Raw genomic sequence first — 14,687 nt, 5'->3', positions numbered from 1 at the left:
GTCGGAGGCGGCGGATTAGCGTCCTCGAGCGTCGCCCGCTCCACTGAAGGTCCGCAAGCCCCTGGTTTTTGTTCTGGCGGTAGCGCATTGCGCCGCCGCCAGACAATGGCCTTTAGACGCGCCCTCCCAGCGGGCGGGGCTTCTTTCCAGACTTGCGGGCGTTGATTCCGGTAACTTGTTGCTTGGTCGAGTTCCCGACTCCCAACTCGCCGAGTTCGCCTTCCGGCAGTTGATCGCAAACCACTTCGCCGCCCCGGGCCACTTCGATCCAGGCCCCCCGCGGACCCCCGGTGTTGGGATCGATGGCAAATGACGGGCAGAACTGGATTACGTACGCCAGCCGGGCCTGGTCCGACTGGTTGGGGCCGGAGCGGTGCAGGCACATCGATGACATTGCGATCGCATGTCCTTTGGCCACGTCGATCGTCACGCCCGGGTCGTCGCCGTCGTAGCCCACCAGATCGGGCGAATCCTCGGCCTTTTTGTGTTCTTGCAGGCCCCACCGGTGCGACCCCGGCATGACTGCGAGGGTACCGTTGTGCTCGTTGACGTCGTGCAGCGGCAGCCAGATGGTCAGGTATTCCTCCGGAACGATCGGGTAGTAGCCCGAATCCTGGTGCCAGTCGAATTTGCCGCCGGTTCGCGGGGCCTTGGTGACTGCCTGGTCCCAGTAGAGCCGGACGTCGTCCCCGATCAGCTCCATTGCCAGCTGCGACATCGTCTCGCCGACCGCCAGCTGGCGTGCGGCGGAACTCTTGTCGTGCATGTCCCAGATGAAGTTGCGACCGACGATGTTGATCGAGTCGCCACCGTCCTCGGCCCGCTCGGCGTCCATGATATTGCGCAGGCGCTCAAAATCGTCTGCGGTCGAATCGAGCAATTCGTCGGTGAAAAGCTTGTCGGTGACGAAATACCCGTCGCGCTCGAATGCTTCGCGTTGTTCGGATGTAACCAGCATCTTGATCGCCTGTTGCCATTTGAGATTGCGGGCGCTTCGCATAATCACGGCGAGTCCAGCCCCGCTAGATTGTGCCCGCGCAATGCCCAGCGACGCAAATCCCGATTCAGCGGCGATCGGATTCACTTCGGCCCGCGAACTGGTGCGCGCCTACTCCGAGCGCCGCCTCGGCGCGGTCGAGGTCGCCCGCGCGCTACTGGATCGAATTGAGCGCTTCAACCCGGGATTGAATGCTTTCTACCTAGTCTGTGAAGACGCCCTTGAGCAGGCCAGGCAGGCCCAGGTCCAGATTGACGCCGGCCGGGCCGGTCCGCTCTGCGGCGTGCCGGTGGTGCTTAAAGACCACACACTGGTGAAGGGCCTGCCGGCACCGTACGGCTCGCTGGCCAACGCCGGCAGCATCGCCGCAGAAGATTCGATCATCTGGGAGCGGTTGCGCGCCGCCGGCGCGGTGCTTCTGGGCAAGACGATCATGCCGGCGTATGGACACATGGGGGTAACCCACAGTTACCTGCACGGCATCACCCGCAACCCCTGGAACCCGGCCCACACTCCCGGCGGTTCATCCGGCGGATCGGCGGTCGCGGTCGCCGGCGGCATGGCGCCGGTGGCGATTGGGACCGACGGCGGAGGATCTATCCGGATTCCGAGTTCCTTCTCCGGAATCTATGGGCTCAAACCGTCGCTGGGGCGGGTGCCAATGTATCCGACCATCGGAAATTCCGACCAGCTCTCGCACGGCGGGCCGATGACCAGAACGGTGGCCGATGCGGCCCTGACCCTTAACGTCCTGGCCGGTCCGGACGAACGCGACAACATTTCGCTGCCCGGGCCGGTTCCGGATTACCTGGCCGGGATCGACGAGCTGGATCCGCCCCGCACGCGCATCGCATACGCGCCAGAGCTGGGTTTTGCCCAGGTCGACCCGGAAGTCGCCGCGGTTTGCCGGTCGGCCGTCGACCGGCTTTCCGACGCAGGTTGCCGGATCGAGGAAGTCGGAGCCATCTGGGATGATCCGAGCGAGGACTTTATGGCGCTGTTCAGCACGAACTACGCCCTGCGCAGCGGCGCCGACCTGGAACGCGACCGCGCTCTGTTAGAACCGACCTACGTCGCAATGGTCGAACACGGACTTTCGCTCTCGCGCGAAAAGGTGATCGCCGCCGGCGCCCGGCGCCGCGAAATGGTGGCACGGGGGCGGGAATTGTTCGAGCGATTTGATGTCCTGCTGCTGCCGACGGTGGCGGTACTGCCGCTGAAGGTCGGTACGGACGCTCCCGCCGACGCTGATGGCCTGGAACCGCTTTCCTGGGCAGCCCACACCTATACCTTCAACCTGACCGGATACCCGGCTGCCAGTTGTCCGGCGGGGTTCGCCGCCGGCAACCTGCCGGTAGGCCTGCAGGTCGTGGGACCGCGCTTTGCCGACCAGATGGTGCTCTCGTACTCGCGCCTGCTGGAAAAAATCCTGCCGTTTGCCGAAGAACGTCCGCCGCTGGTCGCCTGATCCGGTGCGTTGGTAGCCGGTGCGGTTATCCGTCCAGGCCAAGTGATGCATCGATCGGCCCCTGCCAGGCGTAGGCGCGGCGATCGACCACCTCTTCGGGCGTAATCTCGCGCTTGAGCGAGCTGGATTCGAGCTGGGCGTAGGCGAGCGCCAGATCGCGCAGGCCCTGCCGGCCGTCGCATTCGGGTGCGACGCTTCCGCCGCTGTTAATAGCGGCCAGGAAATCGGCGAACTGAAGACCGAATTCGTGCTTGATTCCCTCCGGAAACCACCCACCAAGGACGGCCCGTTCGGCGTCCCGCCAGAGCAGGTCGACAACGTCGGCCGAATTGCCGCGATCGTCGACGATGTTGCGACCGACGATCGATCCCGAACTGCCGTAATAGGCGGTAACGTGCGGCTGATCGAGCGGTCGGCCGTGCAGCCCGCGGGCGATCAGGACCTGGCCGAAACCGCCACCGGCCAGCCGCAACTGCGAAATGCAAAAGTCATCCGATTCGTCCCGGACCTCGGCGTAGTCGGCGTGGGCGTCGGGGGCGGTTTTGATCTCCTCGAGAGTGCCGGCCATCCCGCTTACCGCTTCAATCCGGCCGGCAACGTATTCGATCATGTGCAGGCGATGGACCCCCAGGTCGAGGGCGGTATTCGATCCGACCCGGTTGAGCTGGTGCCGCCATAGGTTCCCGGACCCGAAGTGGGGCGGTCTACCGGGCACACCCATCTCGCGGTGGACCACGAACTGGATGGATCCGATACGGCCGCTTTCCACGACCCAGTGCTGGGCGCGGTGCAGTTCGATGTGGCGAACCATTTCCGCCACCGCCAGGACGCAATCGTGGGCGGCAGCCGAGTCGATCATCGTCTGGGCGGCGTGGGTGGTTATCGCCATCGGTTTTTCGACCAACGCGTGCACCCCGGCGCTGAAGCAGTCCCGGGCCATCCCATGGTGCTGCGATACCTGGGTCAATATCAGTACCGCGTCGACCAGGTCGGCATCGAGCATTGCCCGATAGTCGTCGAACACCTCCGGTCTTTCCGATTGCAGTTCGGAAACGTAGATGTGCGGCGTCGACATCGGATTCGCGGGATCGCTGACCGGCGGTTTTCGGGGCTCAATCCCGTCTTCGGGAGAACGAAACATCAGCGCGTTTTTGATGTGACCGGAACACAGAGCCGTGATCGTGGCCTCACAGACGCCGGCTTCGATCACCTGGGATATCCCAGCCAGATGGGCAGGCAGGACTCGCCCGCAACCGATGATCCCGATCCGCATGTTCTGCCACCCTCCGGCGCTGACCCGAACTGGTATGGGTCCGCCGCCAAATTACGCTCGGCGCTCATCTGTGGATGCGGGCCCCAATAGCAATAATGGCCGGGGCCAGTACACGAACGAACGCCAAAGGGATTTGTTGATGGAAAAAGTCCGTCTGGGTGCCACCGACTTGCTGGTGACGCCAATCTGCATCGGAACCAGCGCGCTTGGCAATATGCCGGACACTTACACCTACGCGGTCGGCGAGGAACGAGCCTGGTCAACCGTGCGGGCAATCTTCGACGGTCCGCTAAATTTCCTGGACGTCTCGCGAAATTACGGCATGGGACAGTCCGAGGCGCGGATCGGTGACGTTATTCGCGAGCGGGGCGGCAAACCCGCCGATCTGGTCATTTCCACCAAGCTCGATCGCGACATGGACAGCGGGCGGTTCGACGCCGCCCAGGCGCGCCGTTCCCTGGAAGAGAGCCTGTCGGCCCTTGGCGTCGATCGAGTGGAGATCCTGCACCTGCACGATCCCGAATACGCCGCCGACATTGACGAAGTGACCCGGTCGGGGGGCGCTCTGGACGAGTTATTCAAGATGCGCAGCGAAGGCCTGTGCGACTACGTCGGCCTGGCCGCCGGTGACGTGACCGTAATGACGCCGCTGGTTGAGACGTGGGACTTTGACTTCTTGATCTCGCACAACCGGTTCTCAATCATCAACGGCAACGCCGAGCCGCTGTTCGACCTGGCGATCGAGCGCGGGATTGTCGTCCTAAACGCCGCTCCCTACATGGGTGGCGTCCTGGCCAAGGGCAGTGAGGCGTACCCGCGCATGACCTACATGCCGGCGTCCCGGAAACAGCTCGATCCGGTGCGCGAACTCGAGCAGATCTGCCGGGAATACCAGGTGCCGCTGGGCGCTGCCGCGCTGCAGTATTCGCAGCGCGATCCACGGGTGAGCGCGACCATCTGCGGCTGCTCGCGCCCGGAACGGATCGAGCAGACTATTGCCTGGTTTGAGCACCCGGTTCCGGAAGGATTCTGGAACGCGATCGCGCAGATACCACGCGGGTTCGGCGACCCTGAAGCCGACCGCGAATACAAGCCGGGTTGATCCTTCAAATCGGCGATCGCCGAATGATCGTAATCCGGTACCCAGCGACCCGGCTCCAACTGCGTCAATTCAATTTGAGTCCGCACCGGTTCGGGATCGTGTGACTGGGATGTGCTTCTTACCTGGAGCGGATTTGTGCGAAAGACCCGTCTAGGAACCACCGAACTCTCAGTCACCCCAGTGTGCATCGGCACCGGCGTGCTGGGCAATATGCCCGACTCGTACACGTATGAAGTCGACGCGGAGCGAGCCCGGTCCACGGTGCGGGCCATATTCGACGGGCCGATCAACTTCCTCGATACGTCGCGAAACTACGGATTCGGACGGTCCGAGCAACGCGTCGGCGATGTCATCCGCGAGCGCGGCGGCAAACCGGCCGATCTGGTCATATCCACCAAACTCGATCGCGACATGGAAACCGGCCGTTTTGACGCCGGCCAGGCGCGGCGGTCGATTGAGGAAAGCCTTGCCGTACTTGGCGTCGACAAGGTGGAAATCCTGCACCTGCACGACCCTGAATATGCCGCCGACGTCGGGGAGGTTACCCGATCGGGAGGTGCGCTGGATGAGCTATTCAAGATCCGCGAAGAAGGTCTCTGCGACTACGTAGGGCTGGCCGCCGGTGACGTGATGGTAATGGCGCCGCTGGTCGGTACTTGGGACTTTGACTTCTTGATCACGCATAACCGATGCTCGATCCTCAACGGCAATGCCGAATCCTTGATCGATCAGGCAATCGAACGCGGGATGGTCGTTCTTAACGCCGCGCCTTATATGGGCGGCATCCTCGCCAAGGGGACCGATGCGTTTCCGAGGCTTACGTATATGCCGGCTACGTCGCGACAACTGGCGCCGGTACGCCGGATCGAGCGGATCTGCCACGAATTCCAGGTGCCACTGGGGGCCGCCGCGTTACAGTACTCGCTGCGCAACGCGCGCGTGGCCGCCACGATCTGCGGGTGCTCCCATCCGGACCGCATCGGGCAAACTGTGGCCTGGGCAGAATTCCCGATTCCTGATCGGTTTTGGACCGAAGTTGCCCAGGTTCCTCGGAATTTCGACAATCCCGAAGCAAGTCGTGTGTATCGTCCCGGTTAGCTAGCTTCGACGGCACCGGCCAGCGGTGGTTCGACCGGGAACCGGATAGTGAACTCGGTGAACTGGCCCGGTTCGGATTCCACGCTCATCGTCCCGCCGCGCCTGACGACGATGTCGTTGGAGATTGAAAGCCCCAGACCCGTTCCCTGATCGGTCGGCTTGGTCGTAAAAAACGGATTGAAGATCTTGTCCACGACGTCGGCCGGGATGCCGGAACCGTTGTCGCGAACCCTGATCTCGACGTTTTCGGGATCTTTGGCCGACATGAGCCGGATTCGTGGACCGCTTTCGCCGCCATTGCTAGGGGCGGGCCCGGCGATGGTGCCGCGCCAGCGCTCGTCGACCGCGTAGCAGGCGTTGGACACGAGGTTCAGGATCACCCTTCCCATGTCCTGCGGGATCACCATCACCTGGCCGACGTCCGGATCTAGCTCGTAGGCAAGGTCGGCCTGCAGGTCGGGGTCTTTGGACCGGGCTCCCTGAAACGCCAGCTTAGCGTGCAGGGAAATCAGGTGGTTTATGTCGGTGGCCTGCAGCTCTCCCGATCCGCGGCCCATGCGCAGCATGTTGGTCACGATGTTTTCGGCGCGCTGGCAGTGGTTGCGGATCCGCTCCAGGTTGTCTTCCAGGTCGGTTGCGACTTCGACGATGATCTCGCGCCCCTCCTCGTCAATCTCGCCGCTTTCGGGATCGGCCACGTCTCCGAGTTCCTCGAGCAGCTCTTCCGAGGCCTCGGAAAAGTTCTTGATGAAATTGAGCGGATTGCGGATTTCGTGGGCGACTGCGGCGGTGAGTTCGCCCAGGGCGGCGAGTTTCTCCTGGGCCACGATCTGTCCTTGAGCGCGCCGCAGTTCGGCCACCGCGGCCTCGAGCTCCTTGTTGTTCTCCTGCAGTTGCTGGGCCAGTTCCTCGACCAGGTTCAGGCGCTGTACTTCGAGGGCGTGGCGACGGAAAACCTCCAGCGTCTCACCCAGTTCGGCGATTTCGTCGTTCCCGGCCACCACTTCGCGGGCCTCCAGATCGCCCCCGGCCAACCGTCGCATCCAGACCGCGAGCTGGTCTATGCGGGCGGTTATGACGCGGCCAACGTAAAGCCAGGCGATAAGCAATCCGCCGGCGACCGCCAGGGCGGTAATGGCGAATAGGAACAGGCGGCCGACTTGAATTGAATTCGAAGCATCCATGCTGGCGCTGGCGGCATCGCCGGATGCGGCGCGCACGAGGTTGTCCACGTGCAGGCCGAGGATTCCCGCGCTCGCCTGACTGTGACTCATCGTATCGGCCTGCTGCTGGGTGATGCGCAGCTTGTTCTCCATGGTGTCGAACCCGCCCGCTTCCGTCAGCGCCAGTCCCTGCAGCTGGCCGAATGCCGGTGCGAGCAATCCCTGGATCGGGTGACCGGCCAGCCCGGCGAGACCCAGCTGCATTCGTTCGGCGGCCGCTTCGAATCGCTCCCGCAGGGGCTCAACCGCCGCTGCCTGGTCGAGGATGAACGCCGACGCCAACACCTGCACCGCGATATTGGCATCGGCCTGAAGATCAGTCAGGCGGCGGTAAACGTTCAGCTCCTCAGAGGTCAGGTAGTCCCCGATCTGGGTGCCGGGCCCGGCCGACAAGGCTGGGTCATCGCGGATGCCGGTCGCCAGGAAGAAGAGCTGGTCGTCGATAGCCGGACCCAGCAGCCCGGCCAAGTCATCGCGCAGCAGCGCGATCTGATCGCTGATGAGGGCCGCCCGGGCGTTCAGCTCCAGAATCTGGCGCTGATCATCTTCAAGCTGGGCTATGTCTTGAGAAATGGCGGCGCTCAATTGGCGTATCTGGGCCACGTCCTCACCCTGACCGGCGAACCCCGCCAGGACGGCGTCCAGTTCGGCGCGCACCGAGGCGGCCTCCTCGGCGGCCAGGTCGAATTGTTCTGGGGAATCCGCCGATGCCAGCCGGGGCCCCACCGCCACCAGATTTCCGGAGATTCGAGCCAGGTCAAAGGCCGCCGTCAACTCCGGCACCGCGTTCTCGGTGATCTGAGTCTGGAATCGGCCAACGACTTCGAAAGAAATCAGGGCCACGGTGCCCGCCAGCAGCGTCATGACCAAGGCACCGCCGATGCCCAGATACATCTGGGTCGCGATGCGGCGCGGCAGCGCCGGGAGGTTGGCCAAGAGCCAATCCCAGTCGGCGCGGATGGCATCACCCGCCGCCCGCGCCCATCGGTTTCCGGTCAGTGCCATCGGTGACTCTAAACCGGAACGGCGGGAGGGTTGTCGGGAGCGAGGGGCCGGAAACGCCCTTCGGGTCCGATTTCGGTCAGGAACACGCTGTCGGAACCCTGGTTGTCATCGGGCCCGAAGGAGAGGGGGAACCCTCCCAATTCGAATTCGACCAGCGATTTGAGCCCGTCAACAAAGCATGTCCGGCTCAGGTCTGGGCCGCAGGCGGCCAGCCCCGCGATTGCCAGGCGTCCGGCCAGATAGCCCTCGAGCGAGACGAATCCGGGCAGGCCGGTGACATCGTGCGACGCCATCGCGTCCAAGTACTCGACCACTATCGGCACCGACCGGTCGGTGGGCAGGGGCACAACCTGGGTGACTTTCACTCCCTCGCCGTCCGGCCCCAGCTGCTGGGCGAGCGAATTTGACCCAACAAACGAAATCGCGATGAACTCTGAATCCAATCCGATCGACTTGGCCAGGCTGATCAACGTACCGACCGGTTCGTAAGCGCCGATTAGGATGATCGCTTCGGGTTCGGCCGCCGACAGGTCCAGCAGCGCCGTCTTGATGGCGGTGGTGTTGCGCGGATAAAGCCCGACCCCGACCGGCTCAAGGCCCCGCCTCGCCAGGGCGTCCCGGGCGCCGTTGTACCCGGTCCTGCCGAAGGAATCGTCCTGGTATAGGACTCCGATGCGGTCGAAGCCGCGTCGATCTACGAACAGTCCGACCATCGTCTCTGTTTCCTGCGCATAGGAAGCGCGCAGGTTGATCACGTGCTCGAGTTGCGGATCGCGCAGAAACGCCGCGCCGGTGAAGGGGGCTATGAAGGGCACCCCCGCTTCGCCGGCAACCGGAACCGTAGAACGGGAAGTCGGGGTTCCCACCGATCCGATCAGCGCAAAGACTTCCTGCACACCGATCAACTGCTGAGCGTTGGTGATTGCCGCCTCCGGTTCGTAGGCATCGTCCAGGGACACCAGCTCAAGCCTCCGGCCGTTGACTCCTCCCGATCGATTGGCTTCCGCGAACGCGGCTTCAATGCCGCGCCGCATTTCGATGCCCAGTCCCTGCGCCGGTCCGCTGAATGCGGCGGTTTGGCCGAAAACTACCCGGTCATTGAAAATCCCGGGTTCCGGGCCCGGGTCCGGGGCCACGGCCGGTACCGGCCCGGTCGCGTCCGCGTTCACGTTTGCGGGCGCGTCGGGGCGCGTCAACACAAACACCATCGCCGCAATGGCCGCGCCCAAGACCACCAGCCCCGCCAACGCGGCAAGGGCTGGCCGGCGGGTCAACAGCGGAATCACTTTGCCCGATTGGCAACCATGGTCAGGTTGTTGCGGCCGCTTCCGCGGTCGTAGGAAACCATGTCCATCAGAGTTTCCACCAGGTGGACTCCAAGCCCACCGATGCGGCGGTCGGCGACCGACGCCTCCAGATCCGGGGCGGGCGCGTCGACAAACGGATTAAACGCCGGCCCAGGATCCGAGAAGACGACCGTTACCGATTCCGGCGTCGAATCGATCGTCACCTGGATGGCCTGGTCATTGGAAAGGCCGGCGTAGGAGACGATGTTCATGCCGATTTCCTCGACCGCCAACGCAACCTTGTATTCGAGATCGGGCGTCCAATCGTCGTCGGCCGACACTTCGGCAACGGTATCGGCAAGCTTGCTGACCGAGTCCAGTTCCGGGGTGAGCGAGAGCTCGCGCTTCACAGCCGCGATCCCGGCGCCAGTCGCTGCAAAACAAGGCACGTGATGTCGTCGAATTGGTCCTGTTCGGCGGCGAACCGTTTGACGGCCGCCACCACATCGTTTACCGTTGCGCCGGCGTGCGACGGGGGTTTTTCGGCGAACAGCTGCATCAGGCGACCGAGGCCGAACTGTTCCTCCTGCGGGCTCATTGCGTCGGTGACCCCGTCGGTATAGGCCACAAACGTATCGCCGACTTGCATCTTTATCGATTCGGCCGAATACGGCATTCCCGGCAAGACTCCGAGCGCAACTCCGCCGGTCGAAGGGATGGTGCGCGCCCCGTCTCTGTCAACCAACACCGGCAGGTCATGCCCGCCGTTGGCGTAGGTAAGGGTTCCGCTGGCAGGTTCGTACTCGGCGTAAAAGGCGGTGACGAACATCATGTTGGGGTTGTCGGCGCTGAGCAAGTCGTTGGCCCGCGTAAGCACCTCGGCGGCGTCGCATCCGTCTAAGGCGGCCCCCTTGATCGTGGTGCGCGCCGACATCATGAACATCGCCGCCGACACGCCCTTGTCGGATACGTCGGCGATGACCAAACCGACGTTTCCGTTCGGCAGTTCTAGGAAATCGTAGAAGTCGCCGCCCACGTTGCGGGCGGCCTGCATGAATCCGGAGATTTCGAAATCGTCGCTCTTCGGAAACGACTTCGGCAGGATTGATTCCTGCAGGCGCCGCGCAATGTCCAATTCGCGCTGCAGCGAGACAAGTTGGTCCCTGGCCGCCAGCGCGTTGCGCCATTCGGCAAGGTTGTTGAGCGCGCGCTCAATGGTGATGTCCAGGTCTTTGAAATCGACCGGTTTGGTGACGAAATCGAACGCGCCCCGATTCATGGCGGTTCGGATGTTGTCCATGTCACCGTATGCGGAGATGATGACTGACCGAATGTCGTCGGTGATCTGCGGAATCTGTTGCAGGAGCGTCAACCCGTCCATCCTCGGCATGTTGATGTCGGAGAGGACTAGCTCGATCTCCTTGTCCTGCTCGAGAAGGGCGACGGCCTCGACGCCGTTGCCGGCGAATTGAAATTCGTATTGACCGGACCTGATCTGGCGACGCATGCGCTGCAGGATCAGCGGCTCCAGGTCAGGCTCGTCATCGACCACCAGAATCTTCCGGGTCGGGCCTTCGTAGCGGGTCCGAGACCGGCGTCTAGGTCTGTCCGGGGGCACCGGAAAAGTCTTTGTGGAGGACTCTAGTCGGGCTCGGCCCTAGCCCTGCAGGTCGGCGAGAGCGGCGGGCCTATCGGCGTGGACGTTGATGATCTTGTCGAATCCGGAGATCTTGAATATTTCGGAAATCGACTCGCTAAGACTGCAGACTGCCAGCTGTCCGCCCTTTTGGTCGAGCTGGCGGGCCACCAGCAGTACAACCCGAAGCCCGGCGCTGGAGATGTAGGAGAGGTCCGCGAAATCCAGCAGCAGTCGGCGGTCATCGTCGCCGAGCGCCGATTCCAATTCGGTCTGTACTTGTCGGGCGTTGGTCCCGTCGATGCGGCCGGAGAGTCCGGCGATCAGTATTGGACCCTCGCGGGCGGTGTCAATCACGGTCCATCCAATTCCAGCGCGGGCAAAGATTCAGTGCCAATTATTCCAGCCCCAATTATTCCAATGATCGACAAACGGAGCCGGCCTCACGCTCAAGCCAGTTTACGGACTCGGACGCGGAACCTTCCATAGACCTTAGCGCCCGAGTCTCGAATTAGAGTGGTCGGCGCGCCAGCGAGAATGACTGGCCGGTTGGGCCCCCGGGCGGCAGGCCGGCCATCCAGGCGACCAGTTCGCCGACCTCGTCAGGGTGCTTGACGCGTTCGGAAGCTGCGAACGGCACCGGCCGATCCGCGAATTCGGCCAGCACCGTATCCACCGAAGACCGGTCGCTGGCCCAGGTCACGTTGGTGGTCGCCACCAGCCCTGGAATCACGTCGTTCACTTCGATCCCGCGTTCCCAGACTTCCTGCGAAAGAACCTGCGTGAGCATGTGCACAGCCGCCTTGGCGGCCGCGTACGAACTGTTGCCGGGCAACGCCGCCAAGCCCATGCCGGAGGCGATGTTTATGATCTTGCCGCCGCTGGGAATGTCGGCCAGCAGGGCCCTTGTCAGGAAGTAAGTGCCGTACAGGTTGATGTCGACGGTCTTGGTCCAAAGTGCCGGGTCGCTGTCGGCCAACTCCCCCTCGGCAAACGTCCCGCCGGCGTTGTTGACCAGGATGTCGCAGCGCCCGAATTCCGCGACGACCGTTTCGGCGAAATGCTTGACGTTTTCCCAATCGGCCACGTCGACGCGGGCGGTCGCGCAGCGCCGCCCCAGCTGTTTGATTTCGCTCGCCAGGGATTCGAGCTCGCTCACCGTGCGCGAGCACCCCACGACGTCGGCGCCGGCGCGGGCCAGGGCGATGGCGATCGATCGGCCGATGCCCCGCCCTGCGCCGGAGACTACCGCGACCTTCGATTCGAGGTTGTTCATGATCTGATTTGCCCCCTGGCAGCCCGCGGCGATAGCAGCCGCCTCCTGGAATCCGAACTCGGTTCTGAGTTGCGTCATCAATTTACCCGTCGCCGGTTCGGTTCGGTCGGCGTTAGGTCAAAATCGTTCGGTTTGGCTTGGCCAATCGACGATCGTTCCGACGCCCTCCAGGCAGTGCCCTGACTATGCAAATCTCCCAGCGTGCTCTTCGCATGGCCGAATCGGCCACCATGGCGGTGACCGGTCGGGCCGCCCAGTTGCGCCGCGAAGGCGTCGACGTCGTCAGCTTCGGCGCCGGCGAGCCCGATTTCGACACCCCGGACCACGTCAAGCGAGCTGCCATCGACGCCCTCCAGGGTGGCCAGACCGGATACGCGGCCCCGGCTTCGGGGATCGTGCCGCTAAAGACCGCGATAGTCGATGCCCTGGCGCGCGATGCCGGGCTGCATTACCGATCCGACCAGCTGATCGTCACTTGCGGCGGCAAGGAAGCCTTGTTTCTGGCGTTCGCGGCCATCCTGGACCCGGGTGACGAGGTGATCGTGCCGGCGCCGTACTGGGTCTCGTTTCCGGAGCAGGTCGCGCTCTGCGACGGCGTCCCGGTGATCGTGGAGGGGAGTCCGCAAAACGACTACAAATTGACTCCTGATCAGGTCGCCGCGGCGCTGTCCGATCGAACCCGGGCATTCGTGTTCAACTCACCGTCCAACCCGGGCGGATTCGTCTATTCACCGGAGGAAGCGGCGGCGATCGCCGAAGTCCTGGCCGGCTCAGAAGTGATCGTCCTGGCCGACGAGATCTATGACCAGCTGGTTTTTGGCGGGGCAAGTTTTGCCAACTTCGCCAGCCTGTCGGACGACGCCTACGCGCGCACGGTAACGTTCAATGCCTCCAGCAAGACCTACGCGATGACCGGCTGGCGATTGGGATTTGCGGCCGGTCCGGCAGAGATCATCGGGGCGATGGCCAAGATTCAGACCCAGACCACGTCCGGGGCCTGTAACTTCACCCAATTCGGCTATGCGGCCGCTCTAGCCGGCGATCAAGCGATAGTGGCCGAACGGCGCGAGGAGTTTGCCCGCCGCGGACGCTACTGCTTCGAACGCCTCAACGCCATGCCGGGCGTTACCTGCCCGCGACCGCAGGGCGCTTTTTACGTCCTGCCCGACGTCTCGGCCAACTACTCGCGGCTGGGAGTTGCCGGTTCGGTCGAATTTGCCCAGCGGCTGCTTGAAGAAGGGCGGGTAGCGGTGGTGCCCGGCGAAGCGTTTGGAATGGATGCAACCGTGCGTCTCAGCTTTGCCACCGACATGGAGACCATTGCCCGTGGACTCGACCGCGTCGCCGAGTTTCTCGCGTGATCGGCGGCCTAGCTTGACGCCGGACTGCTGCCCACCGCCCCGGTCCGGTGTTCCGGAAGTTGAACCCCGACCAGCCGTCCGGGAGACCGGTGTAATGGCGCCCGAGGGCATGGTGTTGCTGGACGGCGGAACTTTCCTGATGGGCACCGAGAGCAGCGACGGATTCCCCGACGACGGGGAAGGTCCGATTAGAGAAGTCGCGATCGACCCGTTTTTCATCGATTTGACGCCGGTGACCAACCGCGAGTTCGGTCGGTTCGTTCGCGCGACCGGATACAAGACTGAGTCGGAGCGCTTCGGTTGGTCATTCGTCTTCCAACTGTTGGTTCCGGGCAGATTGCTGCGCGGCAATCCGCAACGGGTCAACGAGGTCCCCTGGTGGCTGGCGATCAATGGCGCCAGCTGGCGCCATCCCGAAGGCCCCGGATCGAACGTGCGCAAGCGTCCCGACCATCCGGTCGTGCAGGTGTCCTGGAACGACGCCGCCGAGTACTGCCGCTGGGCCGGCAAGCGCCTGCCGACCGAGGCCGAATGGGAATATGCCGCGCGCGGCGGATTGGTCCAGGCCGTTTATCCCTGGGGTGACGATCTGACTCCGGCCGGCAAACACATGGCCAACATCTGGCAAGGCAAGTTCCCGGACCTGAACACCCGCGACGACGGGTATCTGGGAACCTGTCCGGTCAAATCGTTCGAACCCAACGGCTACGGGATGTACGGCGTAGCCGGCAACGTCTGGGAGTGGTGTCAGGACTGGTTCAGCCCCAACCACCACCTGAGCGCCTCACCTCTTAATCCGCGCGGCCCTGCCGAGGGCTCGGCCCGGGTGATGCGCGGCGGGTCTTACCTTTGCCATGATTCCTACTGCAACCGCTACCGGGTGGCGGCGCGCAACCGAAACACCCCCGACACCGGCGCCGGCAATCTCGGATTCCGGTGCGCCCGCGACCCCTGACGGGCTT

The 14,687-nt window shown here is 63.6% G+C and carries 13 protein-coding genes; 5 read left to right on the top strand and 8 right to left on the bottom strand.

What is annotated here, in order from left to right; all coding sequences use genetic code 11:
• Positions 1-112 precede the first annotated feature (112 nt).
• Positions 113-1,000 (bottom strand): phytanoyl-CoA dioxygenase family protein, encoded by an 888-nt coding sequence (locus tag F4X41_02385; protein ID MYB15871.1) that lies wholly within the window; start codon positions 998-1,000, stop codon positions 113-115.
• On the opposite strand from F4X41_02385, the gene F4X41_02380 reads away from it, so the two are divergent.
• Entirely contained in the window at positions 834-2,465 is a 1,632-nt protein-coding gene (locus tag F4X41_02380; GenBank protein ID MYB15870.1) for an amidase, read from the top strand. The two genes, F4X41_02385 and F4X41_02380, sit on opposite strands and share 167 nt — an antisense overlap.
• A gap of 25 nt (positions 2,466-2,490) precedes the next feature.
• Here F4X41_02380 and F4X41_02375 read toward each other — a convergent pair whose 3' ends face one another.
• Positions 2,491-3,738, bottom strand: coding sequence for a Gfo/Idh/MocA family oxidoreductase (locus F4X41_02375; GenBank protein ID MYB15869.1), 1,248 nt, complete (start codon positions 3,736-3,738; stop codon positions 2,491-2,493).
• Positions 3,739-3,877: 139 nt separating this feature from the next.
• Here F4X41_02375 and F4X41_02370 point away from each other — a divergent pair, with 139 nt between their 5' ends.
• Both F4X41_02370 and F4X41_02365 read left to right on the top strand, forming a co-directional pair.
• Complete coding sequence (locus F4X41_02370) at positions 3,878-4,840, top strand: aldo/keto reductase (GenBank protein MYB15868.1); 963 nt, start codon at positions 3,878-3,880, stop codon at positions 4,838-4,840.
• A 135-nt stretch (positions 4,841-4,975) separates the two neighbouring features.
• The gene (locus tag F4X41_02365; protein MYB15867.1) at positions 4,976-5,938 is read left to right on the top strand and encodes an aldo/keto reductase; all 963 of its coding nucleotides are present in this window, start codon (positions 4,976-4,978) and stop codon (positions 5,936-5,938) included.
• Here F4X41_02365 and F4X41_02360 read toward each other — a convergent pair.
• The 6 genes from F4X41_02360 to F4X41_02335 all read right to left on the bottom strand — a co-directional run bounded on the left by F4X41_02360 (position 5,935) and on the right by F4X41_02335 (position 12,442).
• Positions 5,935-8,166 carry a HAMP domain-containing protein gene (locus F4X41_02360; GenBank protein MYB15866.1) on the bottom strand — a complete coding sequence of 744 codons (2,232 nt, stop codon included), beginning with the start codon at positions 8,164-8,166 and terminating at the stop codon, positions 5,935-5,937. The genes F4X41_02365 and F4X41_02360 overlap by 4 nt on opposite strands.
• A gap of 8 nt (positions 8,167-8,174) precedes the next feature.
• The gene (locus F4X41_02355) at positions 8,175-9,440 is read right to left on the bottom strand and encodes an ABC transporter substrate-binding protein (GenBank protein MYB15865.1); all 1,266 of its coding nucleotides are present in this window, start codon (positions 9,438-9,440) and stop codon (positions 8,175-8,177) included.
• An 8-nt stretch (positions 9,441-9,448) separates the two neighbouring features.
• Positions 9,449-9,916, bottom strand: coding sequence for an ATP-binding protein (locus tag F4X41_02350; GenBank protein ID MYB15864.1), 468 nt, complete (start codon positions 9,914-9,916; stop codon positions 9,449-9,451).
• Positions 9,859-11,070 (bottom strand): SpoIIE family protein phosphatase, encoded by a 1,212-nt coding sequence (locus F4X41_02345; GenBank protein MYB15863.1) that lies wholly within the window; start codon positions 11,068-11,070, stop codon positions 9,859-9,861. Before F4X41_02345 ends, F4X41_02350 begins: the two co-directional genes overlap by 58 nt.
• Positions 11,071-11,109: 39 nt before the next feature.
• Entirely contained in the window at positions 11,110-11,442 is a 333-nt protein-coding gene (locus F4X41_02340) for an STAS domain-containing protein (protein ID MYB15862.1), read from the bottom strand.
• Between the two features lie 157 nt (positions 11,443-11,599).
• Positions 11,600-12,442, bottom strand: a complete 843-nt coding sequence (locus F4X41_02335; GenBank protein ID MYB15861.1) for an SDR family NAD(P)-dependent oxidoreductase — start codon at positions 12,440-12,442, stop codon at positions 11,600-11,602.
• Between the two features lie 107 nt (positions 12,443-12,549).
• On the opposite strand from F4X41_02335, the gene F4X41_02330 reads away from it, so the two are divergent.
• Both F4X41_02330 and F4X41_02325 read left to right on the top strand, forming a co-directional pair.
• Positions 12,550-13,725: a pyridoxal phosphate-dependent aminotransferase gene (locus tag F4X41_02330; protein MYB15860.1), complete on the top strand. Its 1,176-nt coding sequence runs from the start codon at positions 12,550-12,552 to the stop codon at positions 13,723-13,725.
• A complete protein-coding gene (locus tag F4X41_02325) occupies positions 13,643-14,680 on the top strand; it encodes a formylglycine-generating enzyme family protein (protein MYB15859.1) in 1,038 nt (345 codons plus the stop codon). Before F4X41_02330 ends, F4X41_02325 begins: the two co-directional genes overlap by 83 nt.
• Positions 14,681-14,687 lie beyond the last annotated feature (7 nt).

It is taken from the genome of Chloroflexota bacterium (genome assembly GCA_009840625.1).
Taxonomy (GTDB): Bacteria; Chloroflexota; UBA11872; order UBA11872; family VXNJ01; genus VXNJ01.
Note: the sequence above shows the minus strand (reverse complement) of the source record. Positions and strands in the feature narration are given on the sequence as shown.

Bases quoted from the DNA above. Each gene is read 5' to 3' on its own strand.
- F4X41_02325 (MYB15859.1), top strand. From the start codon at position 13,643: ATGCAACCGTGCGTCTCAGCTTTGCCACCGACATGGAGACCATTGCCC.
- F4X41_02375 (MYB15869.1), bottom strand. From the start codon at position 3,738: ATGCGGATCGGGATCATCGGTTGCGGGCGAGTCCTGCCTGCCCATCTG.
- F4X41_02385 (MYB15871.1), bottom strand. From the start codon at position 1,000: ATGCGAAGCGCCCGCAATCTCAAATGGCAACAGGCGATCAAGATGCTG.
- F4X41_02330 (MYB15860.1), top strand. From the start codon at position 12,550: ATGCAAATCTCCCAGCGTGCTCTTCGCATGGCCGAATCGGCCACCATG.
- F4X41_02370 (MYB15868.1), top strand. From the start codon at position 3,878: ATGGAAAAAGTCCGTCTGGGTGCCACCGACTTGCTGGTGACGCCAATC.
- F4X41_02380 (MYB15870.1), top strand. From the start codon at position 834: ATGATATTGCGCAGGCGCTCAAAATCGTCTGCGGTCGAATCGAGCAAT.
- F4X41_02335 (MYB15861.1), bottom strand. From the start codon at position 12,442: ATGACGCAACTCAGAACCGAGTTCGGATTCCAGGAGGCGGCTGCTATC.
- F4X41_02360 (MYB15866.1), bottom strand. From the start codon at position 8,166: ATGGCACTGACCGGAAACCGATGGGCGCGGGCGGCGGGTGATGCCATC.